This window comes from Streptomyces sp. NPDC055099, from assembly GCF_053607685.1.
The window spans coordinates 435,741-452,888 of record NZ_JBSGUA010000002.1; the positions used below are offsets into that span (position 1 = coordinate 435,741).

Annotated in this window: 17 protein-coding genes; 5 read left to right on the forward strand and 12 right to left on the reverse strand. The window is 69.6% G+C overall.

Annotated features, from left to right (window positions below):
- Window position 1: 1 nt before the first annotated feature.
- The gene (locus tag ACWFRU_RS06420) at window positions 2–1,699 is read right to left on the reverse strand and encodes a solute symporter family protein (protein WP_453684963.1); all 1,698 of its coding nucleotides are present in this window, start codon (window positions 1,697–1,699) and stop codon (window positions 2–4) included.
- Window positions 1,696–2,031, reverse strand: coding sequence for a DUF485 domain-containing protein (locus ACWFRU_RS06425; RefSeq protein WP_453684964.1), 336 nt, complete (start codon window positions 2,029–2,031; stop codon window positions 1,696–1,698). Before ACWFRU_RS06425 ends, ACWFRU_RS06420 begins: the two co-directional genes overlap by 4 nt.
- Window positions 2,032–2,231: 200 nt before the next feature.
- On the opposite strand from ACWFRU_RS06425, the gene ACWFRU_RS06430 reads away from it, so the two are divergent.
- Window positions 2,232–2,972 (forward strand): DUF6081 family protein, encoded by a 741-nt coding sequence (locus ACWFRU_RS06430; protein WP_453684965.1) that lies wholly within the window; start codon window positions 2,232–2,234, stop codon window positions 2,970–2,972.
- On the opposite strand, the gene ACWFRU_RS06435 is transcribed toward ACWFRU_RS06430, so the two are convergent.
- Genes ACWFRU_RS06435 through ACWFRU_RS06475 form a run of 9 tightly spaced genes read right to left on the reverse strand, consistent with a single transcriptional unit; the run spans window position 2,965 to window position 11,756 of the window.
- Entirely contained in the window at window positions 2,965–3,666 is a 702-nt protein-coding gene (locus ACWFRU_RS06435) for an SDR family NAD(P)-dependent oxidoreductase (RefSeq protein WP_453684966.1), read from the reverse strand. The two genes, ACWFRU_RS06430 and ACWFRU_RS06435, sit on opposite strands and share 8 nt — an antisense overlap.
- A gap of 42 nt (window positions 3,667–3,708) precedes the next feature.
- Window positions 3,709–4,371: an isochorismatase family protein gene (locus tag ACWFRU_RS06440; protein WP_453684967.1), complete on the reverse strand. Its 663-nt coding sequence runs from the start codon at window positions 4,369–4,371 to the stop codon at window positions 3,709–3,711.
- Between the two features lie 29 nt (window positions 4,372–4,400).
- Window positions 4,401–5,186 (reverse strand): 2,3-dihydro-2,3-dihydroxybenzoate dehydrogenase, encoded by a 786-nt coding sequence (locus ACWFRU_RS06445; protein ID WP_453684968.1) that lies wholly within the window; start codon window positions 5,184–5,186, stop codon window positions 4,401–4,403.
- A complete protein-coding gene (locus ACWFRU_RS06450) occupies window positions 5,186–6,376 on the reverse strand; it encodes an FAD-dependent monooxygenase (RefSeq protein ID WP_453684969.1) in 1,191 nt (396 codons plus the stop codon). Before ACWFRU_RS06450 ends, ACWFRU_RS06445 begins: the two co-directional genes overlap by 1 nt.
- A gap of 10 nt (window positions 6,377–6,386) precedes the next feature.
- Window positions 6,387–7,703, reverse strand: a complete 1,317-nt coding sequence (locus tag ACWFRU_RS06455; protein WP_453684970.1) for a phenylacetate--CoA ligase family protein — start codon at window positions 7,701–7,703, stop codon at window positions 6,387–6,389.
- Window positions 7,700–8,461 (reverse strand): amidohydrolase family protein, encoded by a 762-nt coding sequence (locus ACWFRU_RS06460; protein ID WP_453684971.1) that lies wholly within the window; start codon window positions 8,459–8,461, stop codon window positions 7,700–7,702. Before ACWFRU_RS06460 ends, ACWFRU_RS06455 begins: the two co-directional genes overlap by 4 nt.
- A gap of 35 nt (window positions 8,462–8,496) precedes the next feature.
- A complete protein-coding gene (locus ACWFRU_RS06465; RefSeq protein WP_453684972.1) occupies window positions 8,497–9,600 on the reverse strand; it encodes a 3-dehydroquinate synthase II family protein in 1,104 nt (367 codons plus the stop codon).
- A 29-nt stretch (window positions 9,601–9,629) separates the two neighbouring features.
- Window positions 9,630–10,457, reverse strand: a complete 828-nt coding sequence (locus ACWFRU_RS06470; RefSeq protein ID WP_453684973.1) for a 2-amino-3,7-dideoxy-D-threo-hept-6-ulosonate synthase — start codon at window positions 10,455–10,457, stop codon at window positions 9,630–9,632.
- Window positions 10,458–10,472: 15 nt separating this feature from the next.
- Window positions 10,473–11,756, reverse strand: coding sequence for an aspartate kinase (locus ACWFRU_RS06475; protein WP_453684974.1), 1,284 nt, complete (start codon window positions 11,754–11,756; stop codon window positions 10,473–10,475).
- Between the two features lie 209 nt (window positions 11,757–11,965).
- On the opposite strand from ACWFRU_RS06475, the gene ACWFRU_RS06480 reads away from it, so the two are divergent.
- From ACWFRU_RS06480 to ACWFRU_RS06495, 4 genes are all read left to right on the forward strand, one after another.
- Window positions 11,966–13,918 carry an anthranilate synthase family protein gene (locus ACWFRU_RS06480; protein WP_453684975.1) on the forward strand — a complete coding sequence of 651 codons (1,953 nt, stop codon included), beginning with the start codon at window positions 11,966–11,968 and terminating at the stop codon, window positions 13,916–13,918.
- Entirely contained in the window at window positions 13,918–14,319 is a 402-nt protein-coding gene (locus ACWFRU_RS06485) for a DoxX family protein (RefSeq protein ID WP_453684976.1), read from the forward strand. Before ACWFRU_RS06480 ends, ACWFRU_RS06485 begins: the two co-directional genes overlap by 1 nt.
- Window positions 14,320–14,406: 87 nt before the next feature.
- On the forward strand, window positions 14,407–15,540 hold the full coding sequence (locus ACWFRU_RS06490) for a sensor histidine kinase (protein ID WP_453684977.1): 1,134 nt from the start codon (window positions 14,407–14,409) through the stop codon (window positions 15,538–15,540).
- The gene (locus ACWFRU_RS06495) at window positions 15,537–16,199 is read left to right on the forward strand and encodes a response regulator (protein ID WP_453684978.1); all 663 of its coding nucleotides are present in this window, start codon (window positions 15,537–15,539) and stop codon (window positions 16,197–16,199) included. The genes ACWFRU_RS06490 and ACWFRU_RS06495 overlap by 4 nt, the downstream gene beginning before the upstream one ends.
- A gap of 26 nt (window positions 16,200–16,225) precedes the next feature.
- On the opposite strand, the gene ACWFRU_RS06500 is transcribed toward ACWFRU_RS06495, so the two are convergent.
- Window positions 16,226–17,116 carry an aromatic prenyltransferase gene (locus tag ACWFRU_RS06500; protein ID WP_453684979.1) on the reverse strand — a complete coding sequence of 297 codons (891 nt, stop codon included), beginning with the start codon at window positions 17,114–17,116 and terminating at the stop codon, window positions 16,226–16,228.
- Window positions 17,117–17,148: the final 32 nt, after the last annotated feature.

Below are 17,148 nucleotides of genomic sequence, written 5' to 3' on the forward strand. Positions count from 1 at the left end.
TTCAGTGCGCTTGGCTGGGCGTTCGGCTCTCCGGATCGCGCCTCGCCCCCTCGGCCTTCTGGGCGCCGACCACGGCCGGGGCTTGCTCATGAACGAGCGGGGCAACCCCGGTGAGTGACCTGACCTGCATCTCGGCGAAACCGGCGTCGTCGCGTTCCCTGCTGATGACCGTGCCGATGTAACCGAGCAGGAAGGCCACCGGCACCGAGATCAGTCCGGGTTCGATGTCGACGAACTTGAAGTCGGCATTGGGGAAGATCGCGTCGTCCTCCGCCGACACACCGTTGGAGAAAACGACCATGAACAGGGTCACGGCGATGCCTCCGTACACCGTCCACAGCAGTCCGGAGGTGTTGAAGCGCCGCCAGAACAACGCGTAGACGACGGCCGGCAGGACCGCCGCGCCGGCCACGTCGATCGATGTCGGGATGAAGATGTGGGTGCGCACCGGCAGCATCGCCACGCCTCCGATGACGGAGGCGATGCCGATGATCTTCACGTTGCGGCGTATGTCCTTCAGTTCGGCGGCGGGGTCCAGCCGCCGTCCGCGCGCCACGTTGAGGTCCTTGGTGACTGCCGTCACCGCGTTGATCAGCAGCGCCGCGAAGACTCCGACGATCGTCAGCAGGGCGATCACGGCGAGCGTGCCGATCATGAACGGCCCGCCGAGGTCGTCCGCGAGCTTGGGCAGGCTGATGTCACGGTGGGGCTTGATCACACCGATGTTCTCGCCGCCGAGCACCGCGACCGCGCCGAGGCCGACGACGGACATGCACAGGTAGAACGCCACGACCATCATCGACGCCCAGCCGGCCGACTTCCGCGCGTCCCTTCCGTTGGTCACCGCGAGGTTGCGCATGAAGAGGAAGGGGATGGCCGCGACGCCGACGACGATGCAGAAGAGCTTCGACAGATGAACCCACCGGTCGGAGCCCTCACCGAAGAGACGGCCCGGGCCCAGCAGGTCGTAACCGCCCTTGTGCGCCACGGCGTTGGCCTCGGCCTGTTCGAGCAGGCTGATGGGGTTCATGTTGAACTTGGCCAGCACCAGCGTGGTCAGCACCGCCACGACGGCGAACGCGAGGGCCGCCTTGAACACCAGGATCCGGGTGACTCCGCGCATGCCGCCCACGTACACGTACACCACGGTGACCAGGCCGACGACGGCGACCATGAGGGCCAGGAGCACGAGGGAGTCGAGGCCGAACCACCGGTTGAAGATGAAGGCGACGGCAGCCATGCTGATGATCGTGAACATGCCGTAGATCAGCAGCATGACGACGGCCGAGGCGATCCGCGCCGGGCGTTCACGGGCCCGCAGCGCGAACAGATCGCCCAGCGTGCGCACGCCCAAGTTGCGTACCGGCGAGGCGAAGACCAGCACCCCGAGCATCATGGACATCGTGAAGGCCGTCAGCAGGAGAACGGCGTCGTAGCCGCTCAGCGCGATGTGACCGGTGATGATGAACATGGTCGAGTACATGATGGGCGCGGAGGCCAGCGCGACGGCGTTCTGACCGGGGCCGATGCCGCGCCCGGCGAGCAGGAACTCGTCCGCGTCCTGTTTGCTCCCGCGCACCGCCTTCACCAGGTAGAAGACCAGGACGGCGACCGCGATGGTGAGGGGGACGGCGACCGCGGGCGCGGCCCACGTGTTGTCGATCGGGGGTGGTGGGTCGGCGAGAAAGACGGTGCTCATCGGGGATCTCCTTCCAGGCCCGCCCGGATCTGCTCACTGAGGGGGTCCAGCCGTGTACGGGCGAATCGCAGGTAGACCGCGGAGATCGTCACCACGGAGGCGAAGGACAGCAGAACGAACAGCAGGCCCACGTTCATGGGGCCGCCGAGCCCCTGGCGGAAGACGTCCGGGGCGAAGGTGGCGAGCGCGCACCCGGCGAACCACCACCCGAAGAAGATGACACTCGCCCAGAGGATGAAGGCATTCGATTGCCGACGCAGGGCCTTGAACTGAGCGCTGTCATGTACGGCGACGTAGCGGTCGGCAGCCGCCGGCGAGTTCATCGTGCCCATGACACCTCCTCCTGTTGAGGACGCCGTGGATACGACGTCGTGGCGTGGCGGTCAGGACAGCAGTCTCGGACCCCGAATCCCGCGCGGGCATCGCCCATTCACGGGATCAGGGACGTGCGGTGGTGAAATGGCGTGGCGCGTCGGCCGAACCGCGTGAACAGGTGATGTCCGGTAGGGGCGCGGCCGCCGATGGTGTCTGAATGACCTCGGCTCCGGAGAAGACCACGTGGACGTACGACGATTTCACGAGCGGCGAGCTCGACCCCGCCCGCTGGCAGATCATGGCGATTGACGGGGCCGACGGAAAGCCGCAGCAATACCGGGACCGCAACGCGCGGGCGCGTACCGGTGACGGACGATTCGAACTGACCGTGAACCCGTTCAGCCGCTTTCACGACACGGACCCACGGCAGAACAACGCCAAGCAGATGTACCGGTCCGTCCGGCGCTTTTCCGTCCCGGCGGCCGGAGAGCTGACGTTCGAGGTCGACATGGGGGTGCGGACCTACGGCCAGATCCCCCACGACCCGCTCGACGCCTTCGGCACCGTCAACCTCTTCGACCTGGAGACCGGCGTGGTGCTCAATGCCGCCGCGACCAATGACACCGTCTACGCGCTGGTCGAACGCCTGGTGATCCCGGGAGTGACCGAGGCGCACGAGCACTACGTCCACCGCGTGGTCCTGGAGGTGCCGACGGAGCCGGGTCGTGAGCACCGCTACGCCATCTCCTACCGGCCCGGGACGTCGCGGGTGGAGTTCCGCGTCGACGGCCGACTCGCCTACTGGGCAGGGCTTCCGGTTCCGGTGACGGGCTTCCACGCGGGCATGGGCCTCTTCTCGGCCCGTGATCTCTCCCGCTACGCGCGCGCGGAGCGGGAGCACGGACAGGGGGCGACCGGCCGGTGGGGCCGGTGGCAGATCACGACATGCGTCAGATGAGCACGTCGCCGCCGTCGATGTTCAGGTTGATGCCGTTGATCGAGCGGTTCTCCAGCAGGAACGTGATCGCCTCGGTGCAGTCCTGCATCGTCACCGGCCGCCTGGTGAGCGCGCGCGTCGCCGCGGCCTCGCGTGCACCGGGCTTGTCGCTCCAGAACGGTGTGTCGGAGACGATGCTCGGGTGCAGGGCGTTGACGCGGATCGGTGAGAGCTCCACCGCCAGCGTTCTGACCAGCGCGCCGATGCCGCCGTTCGCGGTCGTCACGGTCGTGGAGCCGGGATAGGGACGGTGACTGGCGAGCCCCCCGAGGAGGACGACCGCGCTGTCGTCCGGCATCCGCTCGGCCAGGGCGTGCAACACCGCGGTGTATCCGGTGAGTTTCACCGTCAGCAGGCGGGTCGCGTCGGCCGGCCGGTATCCGCGCACCGTGTTGTGGTCCCGGTTGACCGCCGCGAGCACCAGCCGGTCCACGCGTGACACGTCGGCGAGACCGGCCTCGATCTGTTCCGGGTCGGTCAGGTCCAAGGCGATCGCGCGGGTCCTGCCGCCGATCTCGTCGGCCACGGCCTTGGTCCGTTCCTCCGTACGGCCGGTGATGACCACGTCGTTTCCTCGGTCGGCGCACGACTGGGCGAAATGCCGCCCCAGCCCCGATGTTCCGCCGATGACGACGACCTGCGTGCGATCGGACATTGATGTGTCCCTCCCTGTATTCGAGTGATCCGTAGGTGACTTCTACGGTGCTTCGACGGCCGCCGGCCGGTTCACCAACTCGGCCAGGACATCGGCCACGGAAATCGGCACGGCGCAACGATCCGCGGCATAGCGCAGAGCCATGAGGTGGTCGTCGAGCGTCAGGTCCGCCAGCGCGTCCGCCACGAGGAACGGCTGGATGTCGCGACTGAACGCGTCGCAGGCGGTGATGAGACACCCCATGTGCGCGTACACCCCGCAGACGATGAGCTGATCCCGCCCCGCGAGCCGTAGCCGTTCCTCCAGGTCGCTGCGGAAGAACGCGCTGTAGCGCCACTTGGTCAGCACCGTGTCGCCCGGCTCGGGGGCGACGTCGTCGACGATGCCGCGGTCGGCCTCCTCGGTGCCCATGCCCGGGCCCCAGAAGTCGTTCAGCAGCCCGCGGTCCCGCGAGCTCATGCCACCCGGCTGTGCCGTGTACATCACCGGCACCCCGGCGGCGCGCGCCACCGCCAGCACCTTCGTGACGTTGCCGACCAGCTCGTTCAGCGGCGACTGCCCGGCCGGGAAAGGCCGCAGAAAGTACCGCTGCATGTCGTGCACCAGCACGACGGCCCGGTCCGGATCCGGGCGCCAGGGGACCGCCGCGCTCGGCAGATCAGCGGCGCCGGGCATGCGGTAGGGCGCGATGGGGGTCATGGCCATGGTTCGCCTCCTGTTTCCGTACGCTGACGTCACACGTGCAGGGCCGCGCCGCCGTCGACATACAGGTCGTGCATGGTGACGTGGCCGGCCTGGTCGGACACCAGATACGCGACGGCCTCGGCCACGTCCCTCGGCTCGGCCACCTTCCGCAGCGGGATACCGACGCGATACGCGGCCGGCGAACCCTCGATCGCCTGCCGGGGATCGGCGTCGTCGCCGAGCATCGAGCGCAGCATCGGGGTGTCGGTCGAACCGGGCGAGACGACGTTGCACCGGATTCCGAAGTCGGACAGCTCCAGCCCCAGGCACCGGGTGAACTGGGCGGACGCGGCCTTCGACGCAGCGTACGCGGCCATCTCCACGCGCGGCACACCGGCGGCGTTCGACGCCACGGTCACCATCGCGCCACGACGGCGGTGCATCATCCGCCGGGCCACGGCGCGCGACACATGGAACACGCCGCCCGCGTTGACCGAGAAGATCTCGTCCCACTGCCGGTCGGGCAGGTCGACGACCCGGCCGGTGTGCAGGACGCCGGCCGCGTTGACGAGAATGCCGATGGGCCCCTGCTCGTCCTCCACGCGCCGTACGAGCGTGTCCACGGCCCGGCTGTCGCACACGTCCACGGCGTGGCCGCGCACGGACATGCCCTTGGCCTCGAGTTCGGTCACGACGGTGGCGAGCGCCTCGCCGTTGCGGTCCACGGCCGCCACGTGCGCTCCCGCCGCCGCCAAGGTGGCGGCCACGGCGGCGCCGATGCCCTGGGCCGCACCGGTGACCAGTGCGACCGTCGACTCGATCCCGGTCAGCTCCATCAAGAACTCCTGCTGGTCATGGCGGCTTCCTCGGCGTCGTACCCGAACAGCCACTGGTGGTGGTCCAGGCCCGATGCGGCCTGGGCGGCGGTGTCGCGGCGGTGCTGCTCTTCCCCGTCGGCCAGGTGGAAGGCCTTGGCGTTGTCGCGTGACTGGCGCTGTATCCGCGTGATGCGCGGCAGTCGGATCCGCTCGTAGCGGCGCAACGCCCCGCTCAGGCCGCCCGAACCCGCTTCGGACAGACAGACCGCGAGCACGACGGCGTCCTCGACCGCCTGGTTCGCCCCCTGCGCCTGGAAGGGCAGCATCGGATGCGCCGCATCACCGATGACGGTCACCCGGCCCGAGCTGAGCCGGTCGATGCCGTCCCGGTCGTGCAGCGCCCATCTGCTGACCGTCTCCGCCGCGCCGATCAGTTGGGCGACGTCGTCGTGCCAGCCCTTGTACGCGGCTGCGAGCTCGGCCACGTCACCCCGCGCCGACCAGGACTCCTCCCGCCAGTCCGAGGCCGCGACGGTCGCGCCGAAGCTCACCTGGCGCCCGGCGGACACCGGGTAGCACACACAGTGCTGGTCCGGTCCGAACCACAACCGCACCCGTGGCTCGGCGAGCAGCCGTGGCACACGCTCGGCCGGCACCAGGCCCCGGTAGATGGTCTGCCCGGAGTACCGGGGCCGGTCCGTCACGATCTGTTCCCGCACCACGGAATGGATGCCGTCGGCGCCCACGACCAGATCCGCCGTGACGACCGTGCCGTCCGCGAGATGCAGGTGCGCCGCGCCGTCGTCCTGCGTCACGGCGACGCAACGGGCGCCCAGGTGCACCCGGTCGGAGGGGATCAGCGCGAGGAGGCTGCTGTGCAGGTCGGCGCGGTGCACGGTGTAGTACGGCGCCCCGAAGCGACGGTGGCACGCCTCGCCGAGCGGAGTCCGCTGCAGCAAGGTGCCGTCGTCCCAGCGGCGCATCTCGATCGCCTGCGGTGCGACCGCGATGCTGCGCAGCCGATCGCGCAGTCCGAGGCGGCGAAGGAGCCGGCTGGCGTTGGGCGCCACCTGTACCCCCGCGCCGACCTCGGTCAGCCGCCCCGCCTGTTCGTAGACGTGGCAGTCGATGCCGGCCTTGCGCAGCGCGACGGCCAGGACGAGCCCCGCGATGCCGCCTCCGGCCACGGCCACCCTCATCTGCGGCATGTCGTCCTCCTCAGTAGTAGAGGAGCGCTTTGCCCCAGTCCTCGTCGGGCCCGAACAGGCTGCGCGGCTTGACCACGTCCGGCATGGCGGTCAGCGCCTCATGGGGTATCAGCGTTCCCGGGGCGAGGCCGATGACCTCGCTGTCGACACCGAGCACGGCGCGCACCGAAGCCGCCAACTCCGCCTGGGCGGCGGCCCGATGCTCGTCGGGCACCTCGATCTCGATGCGCAACGCCGACGGTTCCGCCTTCGCCCGCCAGAACAGCACCTCGTAGGAGTCCGGCAGGGAGAAGACCAGCTCTTCCAGCTTGTGCTGGGTGATCGTCGAGCCGCCGACCCGGTGGCCGAACGCCGCCCGTCCGAGCACCTGGACCGTGGGCAGGCCCCAGCCGCACGCACAGTCGTCGTACGAGACCGACACGTTGTCCTCGAGGTTGTAGCGCAGCAGGGGCATCGCCTCGCGGAACAACGGAGTGACCACGAGCTCGCCTTCGCCCTCCGCGCTGACGGAGCCGGTGTCCGGGTCGTACACCTCGAACAGTGCCCGGTCGGCCCACAGATGCATCCGGCCGTGCTCGCACTCTCCGGCGAGGCTGCCGGTCTCCGTGGAGCCGTACTCCTCGATCACCGGCACTCCCCACAGCCGGCTGATGCGGCGGCGGCGGGCGTCGGTGAGCGGTTCACCGCCCACGAACAGTGCCCGCAGGCCGGGGAAGTCGGCGCCGGGCCGGTGCCCGGCAGCCTTCGCGGCGGCGGCCCAGATGAGGCACTCGGTCGGCACCGACCAGGTCAGCGAGACCTCCAGATCGTGCATGACCCGGACCACGCGGGCGTACGGCATGGCCAGCGAGCGGTTGTCGCCGGGCACCACGGTGGCTCCGTGCAACCGGCCCGCGGCGTGCGCGAGATGGCCCGTCAGGAGCAGCGCGTAGGGCGTGCGCACCAGGAAGGTGTCCGCGCCCGAGATGCCGATCCATTTACGGGCGAAGCGCTCGGCCAGGTCGACCCAGTCGTCCGCCGTGTAGTACGAGGGCGTGGGGTGGCCCGCGGTCCCGCTCGACTCGTGATACGTCGCCAGCTGTTCCTTCGGGACGCCGAGCATGCCGAAGGGGTAGTTGTCCCGCAGGTCCTGCTTGGTCGTCAGCGGCAGTGCGGCGAGCTCGGCGGGGGTCGAGGGCAGGGCGGCCTCGTTCAGGCGCCGGCGGTAGAAGGCTGAGCGGGCGGCCCGGGCGACGGTCTGCGGCAGTTGCTTCTCCTGCAGGCGCCGCACCTCCTCCGGGCCGTTCCACTGGCCGAGTTGAGGCAGGCTCGAACGGGGGTCAGTCACCGCTTTTCCTCTCCCAAGAGTCGATGCGCGTTGTCCCAGGCGATCTGCCGCCACTGCTCGGGCGGTAGCCGCAGCGCCTGGAACTTGGCCAGCTCCACGGTCGGGTGCTGGAGCGGATACTCGGAGCCGAACACCACCCGCCCCGCGCCGAGGCGGGTCAGGGCGGCCTGCGCCACACACGTGTAGCCGCCCGAGGTCTCCAGAAAAATGTTGGTCTCGTCCCGGATCAGGGTCAGTGCGTGGAAGTCGATGTTGCCGATGCCGCTGTGCCCGAGCACGAATCGCAACCGCGGGAAGCGCCGGGCCAGGCCGACCAGGTCGGCCACCTCCGCTCCGGGACGGCTCAGGCACACCACGTACACCGGATGACCGAACTCGGCGGCCACGCCGACGAGTTCGTCGACACGGGGATCGGCAAGGCCGACCCCGTGCACGGCGGGTGAGACCTCCAGGCCGCGGAACTCGGCGGCCCGGGCGCGGTACTCCTCGCTGGACCGGTGCGGATTGGCGAAGAAGAACGGCACCAGGCGCCCGTCGGAGTCCGCGCACGTCTTCAGCACGGCGTCGTTGTCGGCGTCGGTCTCGACATGTCCGCCCTCGACGAGCTGGCGGGACAGGCGGTCCAGGTCGATCGTGCCGCCCGCGCACACCACGGCCCGCGCCAGGCCGCAGTCGTCCATGGCCGCCAGCAGCCGTCCCCCGGCCCCCGGCCGGGGGACCAGTCGTACGTGGAAATCCAGCACAGGCTGTGTCGTCATCGCGGGCTCCGCGCGCCGCGCGTCGAGGCCGTCACTCACTTCTCGATGCAGAACTCGTCGATCGGGTAGCCGACGTGCCGCTGCTCGGCCGGCAGATGGCCGAGCACCTTCGTGCCCGCCGTCAGGTCCGTGACGTTGAGGACCGTGCCGCCCGGACCGAGCACGCGTACGTGCCAGTCGTCCTGGACGATGAGGTTGACCTTCACCCCCGAGGCCGCGACCAGGTCGATCGCCAGCAGCGGACGGGTCTCGATCTTCACCCGGCCCACGGTGACGACCCGTGACTTGCCCTGCGCGTCGACGGCGAGCACCCGGCCTCCGGAGACGAGCTCACTGAGGTAGTTGGTGCGCCCCTCGGCCGACAGGGTGTACGAGTGCAGCGCACCGGCGTTGACGCGGAACGGCCGCGTCGGCATGTAGGGCAGCGGGTGGGTCTCGCTGCAGCACAGGATCATGCCGGTGGAGTGCGATCCGACGAGGATGCCCTCGTCGAGCCGGAAGTTCGTGCAGGTGTCGACGCACGCCCGCTCCCCCATGCCCACGCGCCGGATGCCGGTGACCTCCAGCTCCACCAGCGGCAGGTCGGCGGCCTTGCTGACGGCGGCGGCCTTCAGCTCGGTGGCCTCTCCCACCGTGCGCGGAGCGAGCATCACGCCGTCGGAGCCGTGCTCGAGAACGCCGAAGACGATCTCGCCCTCCTCGACGTCGGCCACCTGCGTGATGATGCTGCCGTCCGCCCCGGCCGCGGCGGCCAGCACGATCTCCAGCGGGATCTTGGTGGGGTCCCGGAAGTACAGGAGGCTCCACTTGTCCAGGCGCGCCGCACGGCAGGCGTCGTCGAGGCTCGCGGCGTCCGTGATCTCCACGTAGCGGCCGAACTCGACACCGGGGTACTGCACCGCCAGCTCGGCGGGCTCCCCGTGGCGGGCCGGGTCGACTATGACCAGGTCCGCGGGTTCCAGCTTCTCCGGCAGCACCTGGTTCTGCGGGAACAGGACCTTCTTCACCGTCGGGGGAAGCGTCTCCAGGTCGGCCGGGTCGGCCGCCACGATGGCGTCCACCCGTTGGTGGACGGCTTCCTCGACGATGGCTTCCTTGGCACCGTTCGCGCTACGGATGTCCAGCCAGCACAGCTTCACAGAAATCTCCTTGGAGAGCGGTAAGAGAGTCAGGACGTAAGGGCGAGCCGGTTGTCGACGCCGTCCCGGTCGGGCAGGCGCCTCGATTCGTGCACGAGCCGGGCGATCGACGCGGCCATCCAGCCGGGCTGATCGGCCTGGAAGACGTTGCGGCCCATGGCCACACCGGACGCACCGCCCCGCAGCGCGTCGGACACATGGGCCAGCACGATGTCGGTCTCGGCCGAGCGGGGGCCGCCGGCCACGATGACGGGGATCGGGCAGGCGGCCACCACCTGCGCCATCCGCTCAGGGGTGCCCGCGTAGTCGGTCTTGACGATGTCCGCGCCGAGATCGGCCGCCAACGACGCGGCGTGCGCGACCAGTTCCGGGGCCCGCGAGTCACTGATCTGCGGACCGCGGGCGTACACCATGGCCAGCAGCGGCACGTTCCAGCGCTCGCACTCGCCCGCCACGGCGGCCAGGTCCGCGACCTGCCGGGCCTCCTGGTGCGATCCCAGGTTGACGTGCACGCTGACCGCGTCGGCGCCCAGACGCAGGGCCTCTTCCACGTGAGCGACCAAGTACTTCGCGTCCGGATCGGGAGCGTGTCGCGTGCTCGCGTTCAGATGCATGATCAGCGACATGTCGCCGAACCATCCGTGATCGACATGACGCAGGCTGCCCTTGTGCAGCACCACGGCATCGACCCCGGTGCCGGCCAGCTCGCCGAGCAGGGAGTTCAGGTCCCCGCGAGGCAGCGGTCCGTCGGTGACGGAGTGATCGAGCGGCACGACGAGCAGGCGCCCGTCGCCATGCCGGAACAGGCGTCGCAGGCGGAGGTCGCGAGCGAACGTAGCGTTGTGTACAGCAACCACTGTGTCCTGCCTCTCTCAAACGGTGGCGGAACGCCCGGAGTTCACGGACATGCCGCCTGTCGGCTGGGACCGGTCGAGCTGGAACTCGCGATGGAGGGTTTCGACGGCGTCGACGGTGCGTTCGCGCGGCACGATCACCGAGAGCCGCATCTGGGACGTGGACATCCAGCTCGTGGGAATGCCGGCCGCGGCGAGGGCCGCCATGAGCCTGGCCGTGTACTCCGGGCGGCTGAGCAGGCCCATCCCGACCACCGAGACCTTGCCGACGTTCTCGTCGAAGTGCACGCCTCCGCCGAAGGCGTCCGTCAGCTCGTGCAGCGCGGCCCGCACCGGGTCCGCCTGGCTGCGGCGGATCGTGAATCCCATGCGGAACTCGCTCTCGTGGGGCCCGGACCTGGCGACCAGATCCACCACCGTTCCCTGGGCGGCCAGCACCTCGAACACGTCAGGGGCCAGGTCCCGGCGGATGTCGCGGCAGTGCACCAGGACGCGGGCGACGTCGGTGTCGTGGGTGACCGCCACCACCGCGCGCCGTGTCTCCAGCGGGCGGCCGTCCTGCCGTTCGGCAACGGTCGTCCCCCGTGCCTGCGTTGACGCGTTGCGGACGCGCACTTCGACCCCTTCCATTGCGGCCAGTTCGATGCAGCGGGTGTGCAGAATGCGTGCGCCCGCGAACGCCATCTCCGCCATGACGCCGGGATCGACCCAGGGCAGGCAGCGAGCCGCGGGCAGGATGCGTGGGTCGGCGCTGAAGACGCCGTCCACGTCGGTGTAGATCTCGCAGGCCGAGGCGCCCAGTTGGGCGGCCAGCGCCACCGCGGTGGTGTCGGAGCCGCCGCGTCCGAGCGTGGCGACGTCCCCGGCGTGGTCGACCCCTTGGAAGCCGGTGACCACGGCGACCGCGCCGCCGTCCGTGGCAGCCCTCACCCGCACCGCCTCGATCCCCTCGATGAGCGCGTCGCCGTGCCGCTCGGTGGTACGTATCCCGGCTTGCCGCCCGGTGAGTGACACCGCCGGCACGCCGAGCCCGTTGAGGGTCAGTGCCATCAGCGCGGCCGACTCGCACTCGCCCACCGCGAGGAGTTGGTCGAGTTCCCGGGACGGCGCCGCGGCGCCCACGTCCGCCGCGAGCCGCAGCAGATCATCCGTCCTGCCGCCGCGCGCCGAGACGACCACGGCGACCGACGATCCGCGACGCCGCGCCTCGGCGACGCGCAGGGCGGCGTGGCGAACGCGGTCGAGCGTCTGCAAAGAGGTACCGCCATATTTTTGGACCAGCACATCCACAGTCGTTTTCACCGCTCTCGTCGACCCGGTATGCCACGACAGTAATTGCGCCGCACCTGCCCGCCCACTACCTGCGTGAGTAGTGCGCTCCTTTCAGATATTCACGCCATGGCGTGGTGCGTTACCGGAAACACGCGATGGCGGCATCACGTCATTGTGCGACGCTTTTTGCCGCCGCAGTATCCAGGGGCGTGATCTGATCTCACGCAAAGGGGAGCGAAATGTACGGGACGGATTCGAGCACGGCCGGTCCCCCGCACGCGCTGGCCGGACTCGGCGACGACGGGCGTCCGTTCGCCCTTCTGCACCGGCCCGGCGCGTCGCCACACGCACTCGTGGAGGTGCTGACCGGCGAGGTCCGCGCAGTCGGCAGCCTCGCCGAACTGCCTCTGCCCGACCAGCCGACGGGCGACTCACGGCACGATCTGCTCGTGGCGGTCCCCTACCGGCAGATCACCGAACGCGGCTTCGACTGCATCGACGATCACGCGCCGCTGCTCGCCATGCGCGTACACGAGCAGACCGAACTCCCCCTCAGCGAGGCCTTGCTGGGCCTTCCCGCGCGTGACGTGCACGTGTCCGCCTCCGGCTTCGACATCAGCGACGAGGACTACGCGGCGATCGTCGAGCGGGTCCTGGGCGACGAGATCGGGCAAGGAGCGGGATCGAACTTCGTCATCAGACGCTCCTTCACGGCGCGGCTCGACGACCACTCGATCTCCACGGAGCTCGCGATCTTCCGCCGGCTCCTGACCGGTGAACTGGGGTCGTACTGGACCTTCCTGTTCCACACCGGCGCGGGCACCTTCATCGGCGCGTCGCCCGAACGGCACGTCAGCAGGGACGCCGACGGCACCGTCTCGATGAATCCCATCAGCGGAACGTACCGACACCCTGTGACCGGCCCGGACATTGCCGGTCTTCTGGATTTCCTGAACGACCCCAAAGAGGCCAATGAGCTCTATATGGTCGTCGACGAAGAACTGAAAATGATGGCCCGTATGTGCACGTTCGGCGGGCAGGTCCACGGACCGTTCCTCAAGGAAATGGCGCGCCTGACGCATTCCGAATACGTCCTGACCGGGCACAGCGAGCTCGACGTGCGCGACGTGCTGCGGGAGACCCTGCTCGCCCCGACCGTCACCGGCAGCCCCCTGGAGAACGCCTTCCGGGTCATCCGCCGTCATGAGACGACGGGCCGCGGTTACTACGGCGGTGTCCTCGCGCTGATGGGACACGACGCTGCGGGCAGCCGCACCCTCGACTCGGCCATCATGATCCGCACCGCCGAGATCGGTGGCGAGGGCCAACTGCGCCTGGGCGTGGGCGCTTCCCTCGTCCGCGACTCCCGACCGGGTTCCGAGGTGGCCGAGACCCGGGCCAAGGCCGCGGGCATGCTCGAGGCGCTCGGCCTCACCGGGACACGCTCCGACACCAGCGACGCCTCCACCGGCCTGACGCCGGCACACCCGTCGCCGACCGTCCACCCCTTGGTGCGCCGGGCACTGCGCACCCGCAACACCACGCTCTCGCGCTTCTGGCTCGACGGGCCGCACGCCAGACGACCCGACCCGGCGCTGGAGGGCCGGCACGTGCTGGTCGTCGACAACGAGGACACCTTCACGGGGATGCTCGGCCATCAACTGCGCGCCCTTGGCCTGCGCACCACGATCACACGCTTCGACCAGCCGCTCCCCCCGGCGGGCTTCGACCTCGTCGTCGTCGGCCCCGGCCCCGGCGACCCGCGCGACACCACCGACCCACGCATGAACACGCTGCGCGCGCTCACCCGTGACCTGCTCGAAGGTGACGTGCCGTTCCTGTCCATCTGCCTGGCCCACCAGATACTCGCCCACGAGCTCGGTCTCGATCTCGTGCGGCGCGCGGTGCCCAACCAAGGAGTGCAGAAGCGGGTCGACCTGTTCGACCGCGCTGAGCTCGTGGGCTTCTACAACACCTATGCCGCCCGCACCGAGCACGACTTCATTCCCGGGACCGGGCAGCGCAAGCCCATCGACATCAGCCGCAATCCCCGTACCGGCGAAGTGCACGCCCTGCGCGGCGCGGGATTTCAGTCCGTGCAGTTCCACCTCGAATCCATCCTCACCCAACACGGCCCGCAGATCCTCGGCGACCTGCTCGCCTCCCTGCTGGAAAAGAACTGGAGGCTTTGATGAACGGCAACAGGAGAGCAACGGTCGAGGGGACCGGCCGGGCCACGGACATCACGCTGCGGGTGTGCCAGGCCCTGCTGGTGCTGGTGTTCCTGGCCGCCGGCGCCGCGAAGCTCGCCGGCGCGGAGGCGATGGTCGAGGCCTTCGACCAGATCGGGGCCGGCCAATGGCTCAGGTACGTCGTCGGCTGCGTCGAACTTCTGGGGGTCGTCGGGCTCCTGGTACCGCGCCTGGTCGGCCTCGCCGCGCTCGGGCTGGTCGGCCTGATGGTCGGAGCGGTGATCACGAATGTCGTCGTCGACGCCTTCTCGCTCCTGGCCGTGATCCTGCTCCTGCTGAGCACGATGGTCGCGTGGGGGCGACGGGACCGGACCAAGGCGCTCTTGCCGCAGCAGCAGTAGATGCCGCAAAGCTACTGCGCGCGCGGTAGTGGATCGTTCGTCCGCGAGAGCGACTCCTGCGGGACAAGGTCCGGTTAAGGTGCGCGTATGACCACAGGACTGTCCAGAGTCTGGGCCCAGACCAAGGACTGGGTGATCGCGATCGGCGTGACGGCGACACTCCTCGTCACCGCGCTGGCCGAGGATCACTCCGCCACGGATCTCGACTCACTCGGCTACGCACTTGTCGTGGCCAGCGGCCTCGCACTCATCGCCCGTCGGCGAACTCCCCTGCTCGTCCTGGTCGTCACGGGGCTGTGCGTGGCGGGTTACAACGCGGCGGGCTTCGAAGTGCCCGCCGTGGCCTACCTGTTCGCGGTGTACGCCGCCGTGCGGGCCGGGCACCGTCTGTTCACCGTGCTCACCTCTGTGGCCCTGTTGATCCTTCTGCCGCTCGCCGTCCTGGCCTCCCCGGCGGACGAGGCGACGGCCGAGGCGCTGGCCCAGGCCCGCAGCGTCCTCGAGATCGCCTGGCTGGTCGCGGCCGGCGCCGCGGGCGAGGCGCTGCGGCAGGCCGAGCGGCGGGCCGACGAGGCCGAGCGCACCCGCGAGGAGACCGCGCGGCTGCGGGCGACGGAGGAACGACTGCACATCGCACGGGAGTTGCACGATTCGCTCACCCACCAGATCTCCATCGTCAAGGTGCAGTCCGAGGTCGCCGTCCATCTGGCCCGCAAGCGCGGCGAGCAGGTGCCCGAGGCGCTTCTCGCGATCCAGGTGGCCGGCCGTGAGGCGACCCGGGAGCTGCGGGCGACGCTGGAGACACTGCGCGATGACACCGTCCAGCCGCTCTCGCACGGGCTCGACCACCTCCCTGAACTGGTGCAACGCGCGCATGGGATCGGTCTGAAGACGACGCTGACGATCGAGGGCCAGCGGCATGACGTACCGGACGCGGTGGACCGCACGGCCTACCGGATCGTCCAGGAGTCGCTGACCAACACCGCCCGCCACGGGGCGGCCGCCAGCGCGTCGGTCCGCATCGACTACCTCCCCGACGCCCTGTCCATTCAGGTCGACGACGACGGCAACGCCAAGCCGGGCACCGCCCCGGTGCCCGGCGTCGGACTGCTCGGGATGCGCGAGCGGGTCACCGCCCTCGGCGGTCGACTGCGCGCGGAACCACGTACCGAGGGCGGCTTCACCGTCCGGGCCGAGCTCCCCGTGGCGAGGATTTCATGATCCGTGTACTGCTTGTCGACGACCAGCCGCTCCTGCGCAGCGGCTTCCGGGCGCTGCTCGACGCCGAGGACGACATCGAGGTGGTGGCCGAGGCCGCCAACGGCAAGGAGGGTCTGGCCCTGGCCCGGGAGCACCTGCCCGACCTCGCCCTCGTCGACATCTCGATGCCCGTCATGGACGGCATCGAGACGACCCGGGAGGTCGCCGCGGACCCGGTCCTGACGCAGATGCACGTCGTCATCCTGACCAACTACGGCCTGGACGAGAACGTCTTCAACGCGCTGCGTGCCGGCGCCGCCGGTTTCCTCGTCAAGGACATCGTGCCGGAGGACCTCCTGCACGCCGTCCGTGTCGCCGCGCGCGGAGACGCCCTGCTGGCGCCCTCGATCACCAAGATGCTCATCAACCGCTATGTCGCGCAGCCGCTCGGCACCGAGGCGGGCACCGGCCTCGACGAGCTGACCAACCGTGAGCGCGAGGCCGTCGTCCTGGTCGCGCAGGGCCTGTCCAACGAAGAGATCGCGGACAGCATGGTGATCAGCCCGCTGACCGCGAAGACCCACATCAACCGGGCGATGCACAAGCTCCAGGCCCGCGACCGCGCCCAACTCGTCGTCCTGGCCTACGAATCCGGGCTGGTGTCCCCCCGCAGCCGCTGACGCGGGCGGGGGGACCCGGCGCGGCCTCAGATGAAGTCCATCGCTCCCGGCTGCCACTTGTAGTGGGACTCGATCTTGTAGTACTCCCCTTCGGGGGACAGGGCGACGCCGTAGACGAACTTACGATCCGCGCCGCCGTACGGGACGCTGCGCACGAACCGCTCTATCTGCGGCTCGATCCGCACGGGAAGCGAGTCCAGATCGGTGGTGGTCACGGCGTAACAGATCCGTTCGATCCTTGAGGAGTCCCAGTTCAGGGTGATGTAGAGGCCGAACGCCTGCTCGCTGAGCTTGAGCATCCGCTCGCTCGGTTCGACCATGCCGGTCTCCCGGAGCATCGACACGATGGTCTGCGGTTCGAAGCAGGCGGCGGGCACGTCGTTGAAGTAGATGTTCACCGTTCTGTGCGGGTAGTCGAGGCCGACCACGCCGACTCTGTCGCTCAAGCCATGGCGGGTGAACAGATCCATGTTCTCGGCCAGGGCGCGTGGCATGGAGGGGAGGTCGGCGATCTTGGACAGCTCCTGGAGGTCGTCCGGAGTGAAGAACGCGTAGACCTTCTTGAAGCCTCCGACGACGCCGAAGTCGATGCCGTAGCTGTCGATGGGGCAGCGCCCCTGGAGCTCCGAGAGCAGGGCGCCGGCCGGATGCTCCGTCTGCGCGGTGAGTCCCTTCGACAGGGCGAGCGCGTAGGGATCGCGGTCCTTGGGGTGCGTCGTGAAGCGGCAGTCGAGCTCCCCCACGTGGCGGACGCCGGTGGCCACCCGGAAGGCGACCACGGTGGCTTCCTGCGTGAACGCGTCCCCGTACGCGGTCAGGACGGGCAGGACCGTCTCGGGCGAGCAGGGCACGTCCAGCTGTCGCGCTGCTTCCTCGATGGCCGCATAGAGCTCCGCCACCTCGGTGGTCTGAGACATCTGTCCTCCAACTTCCGGGCCTGGCCCGGTCT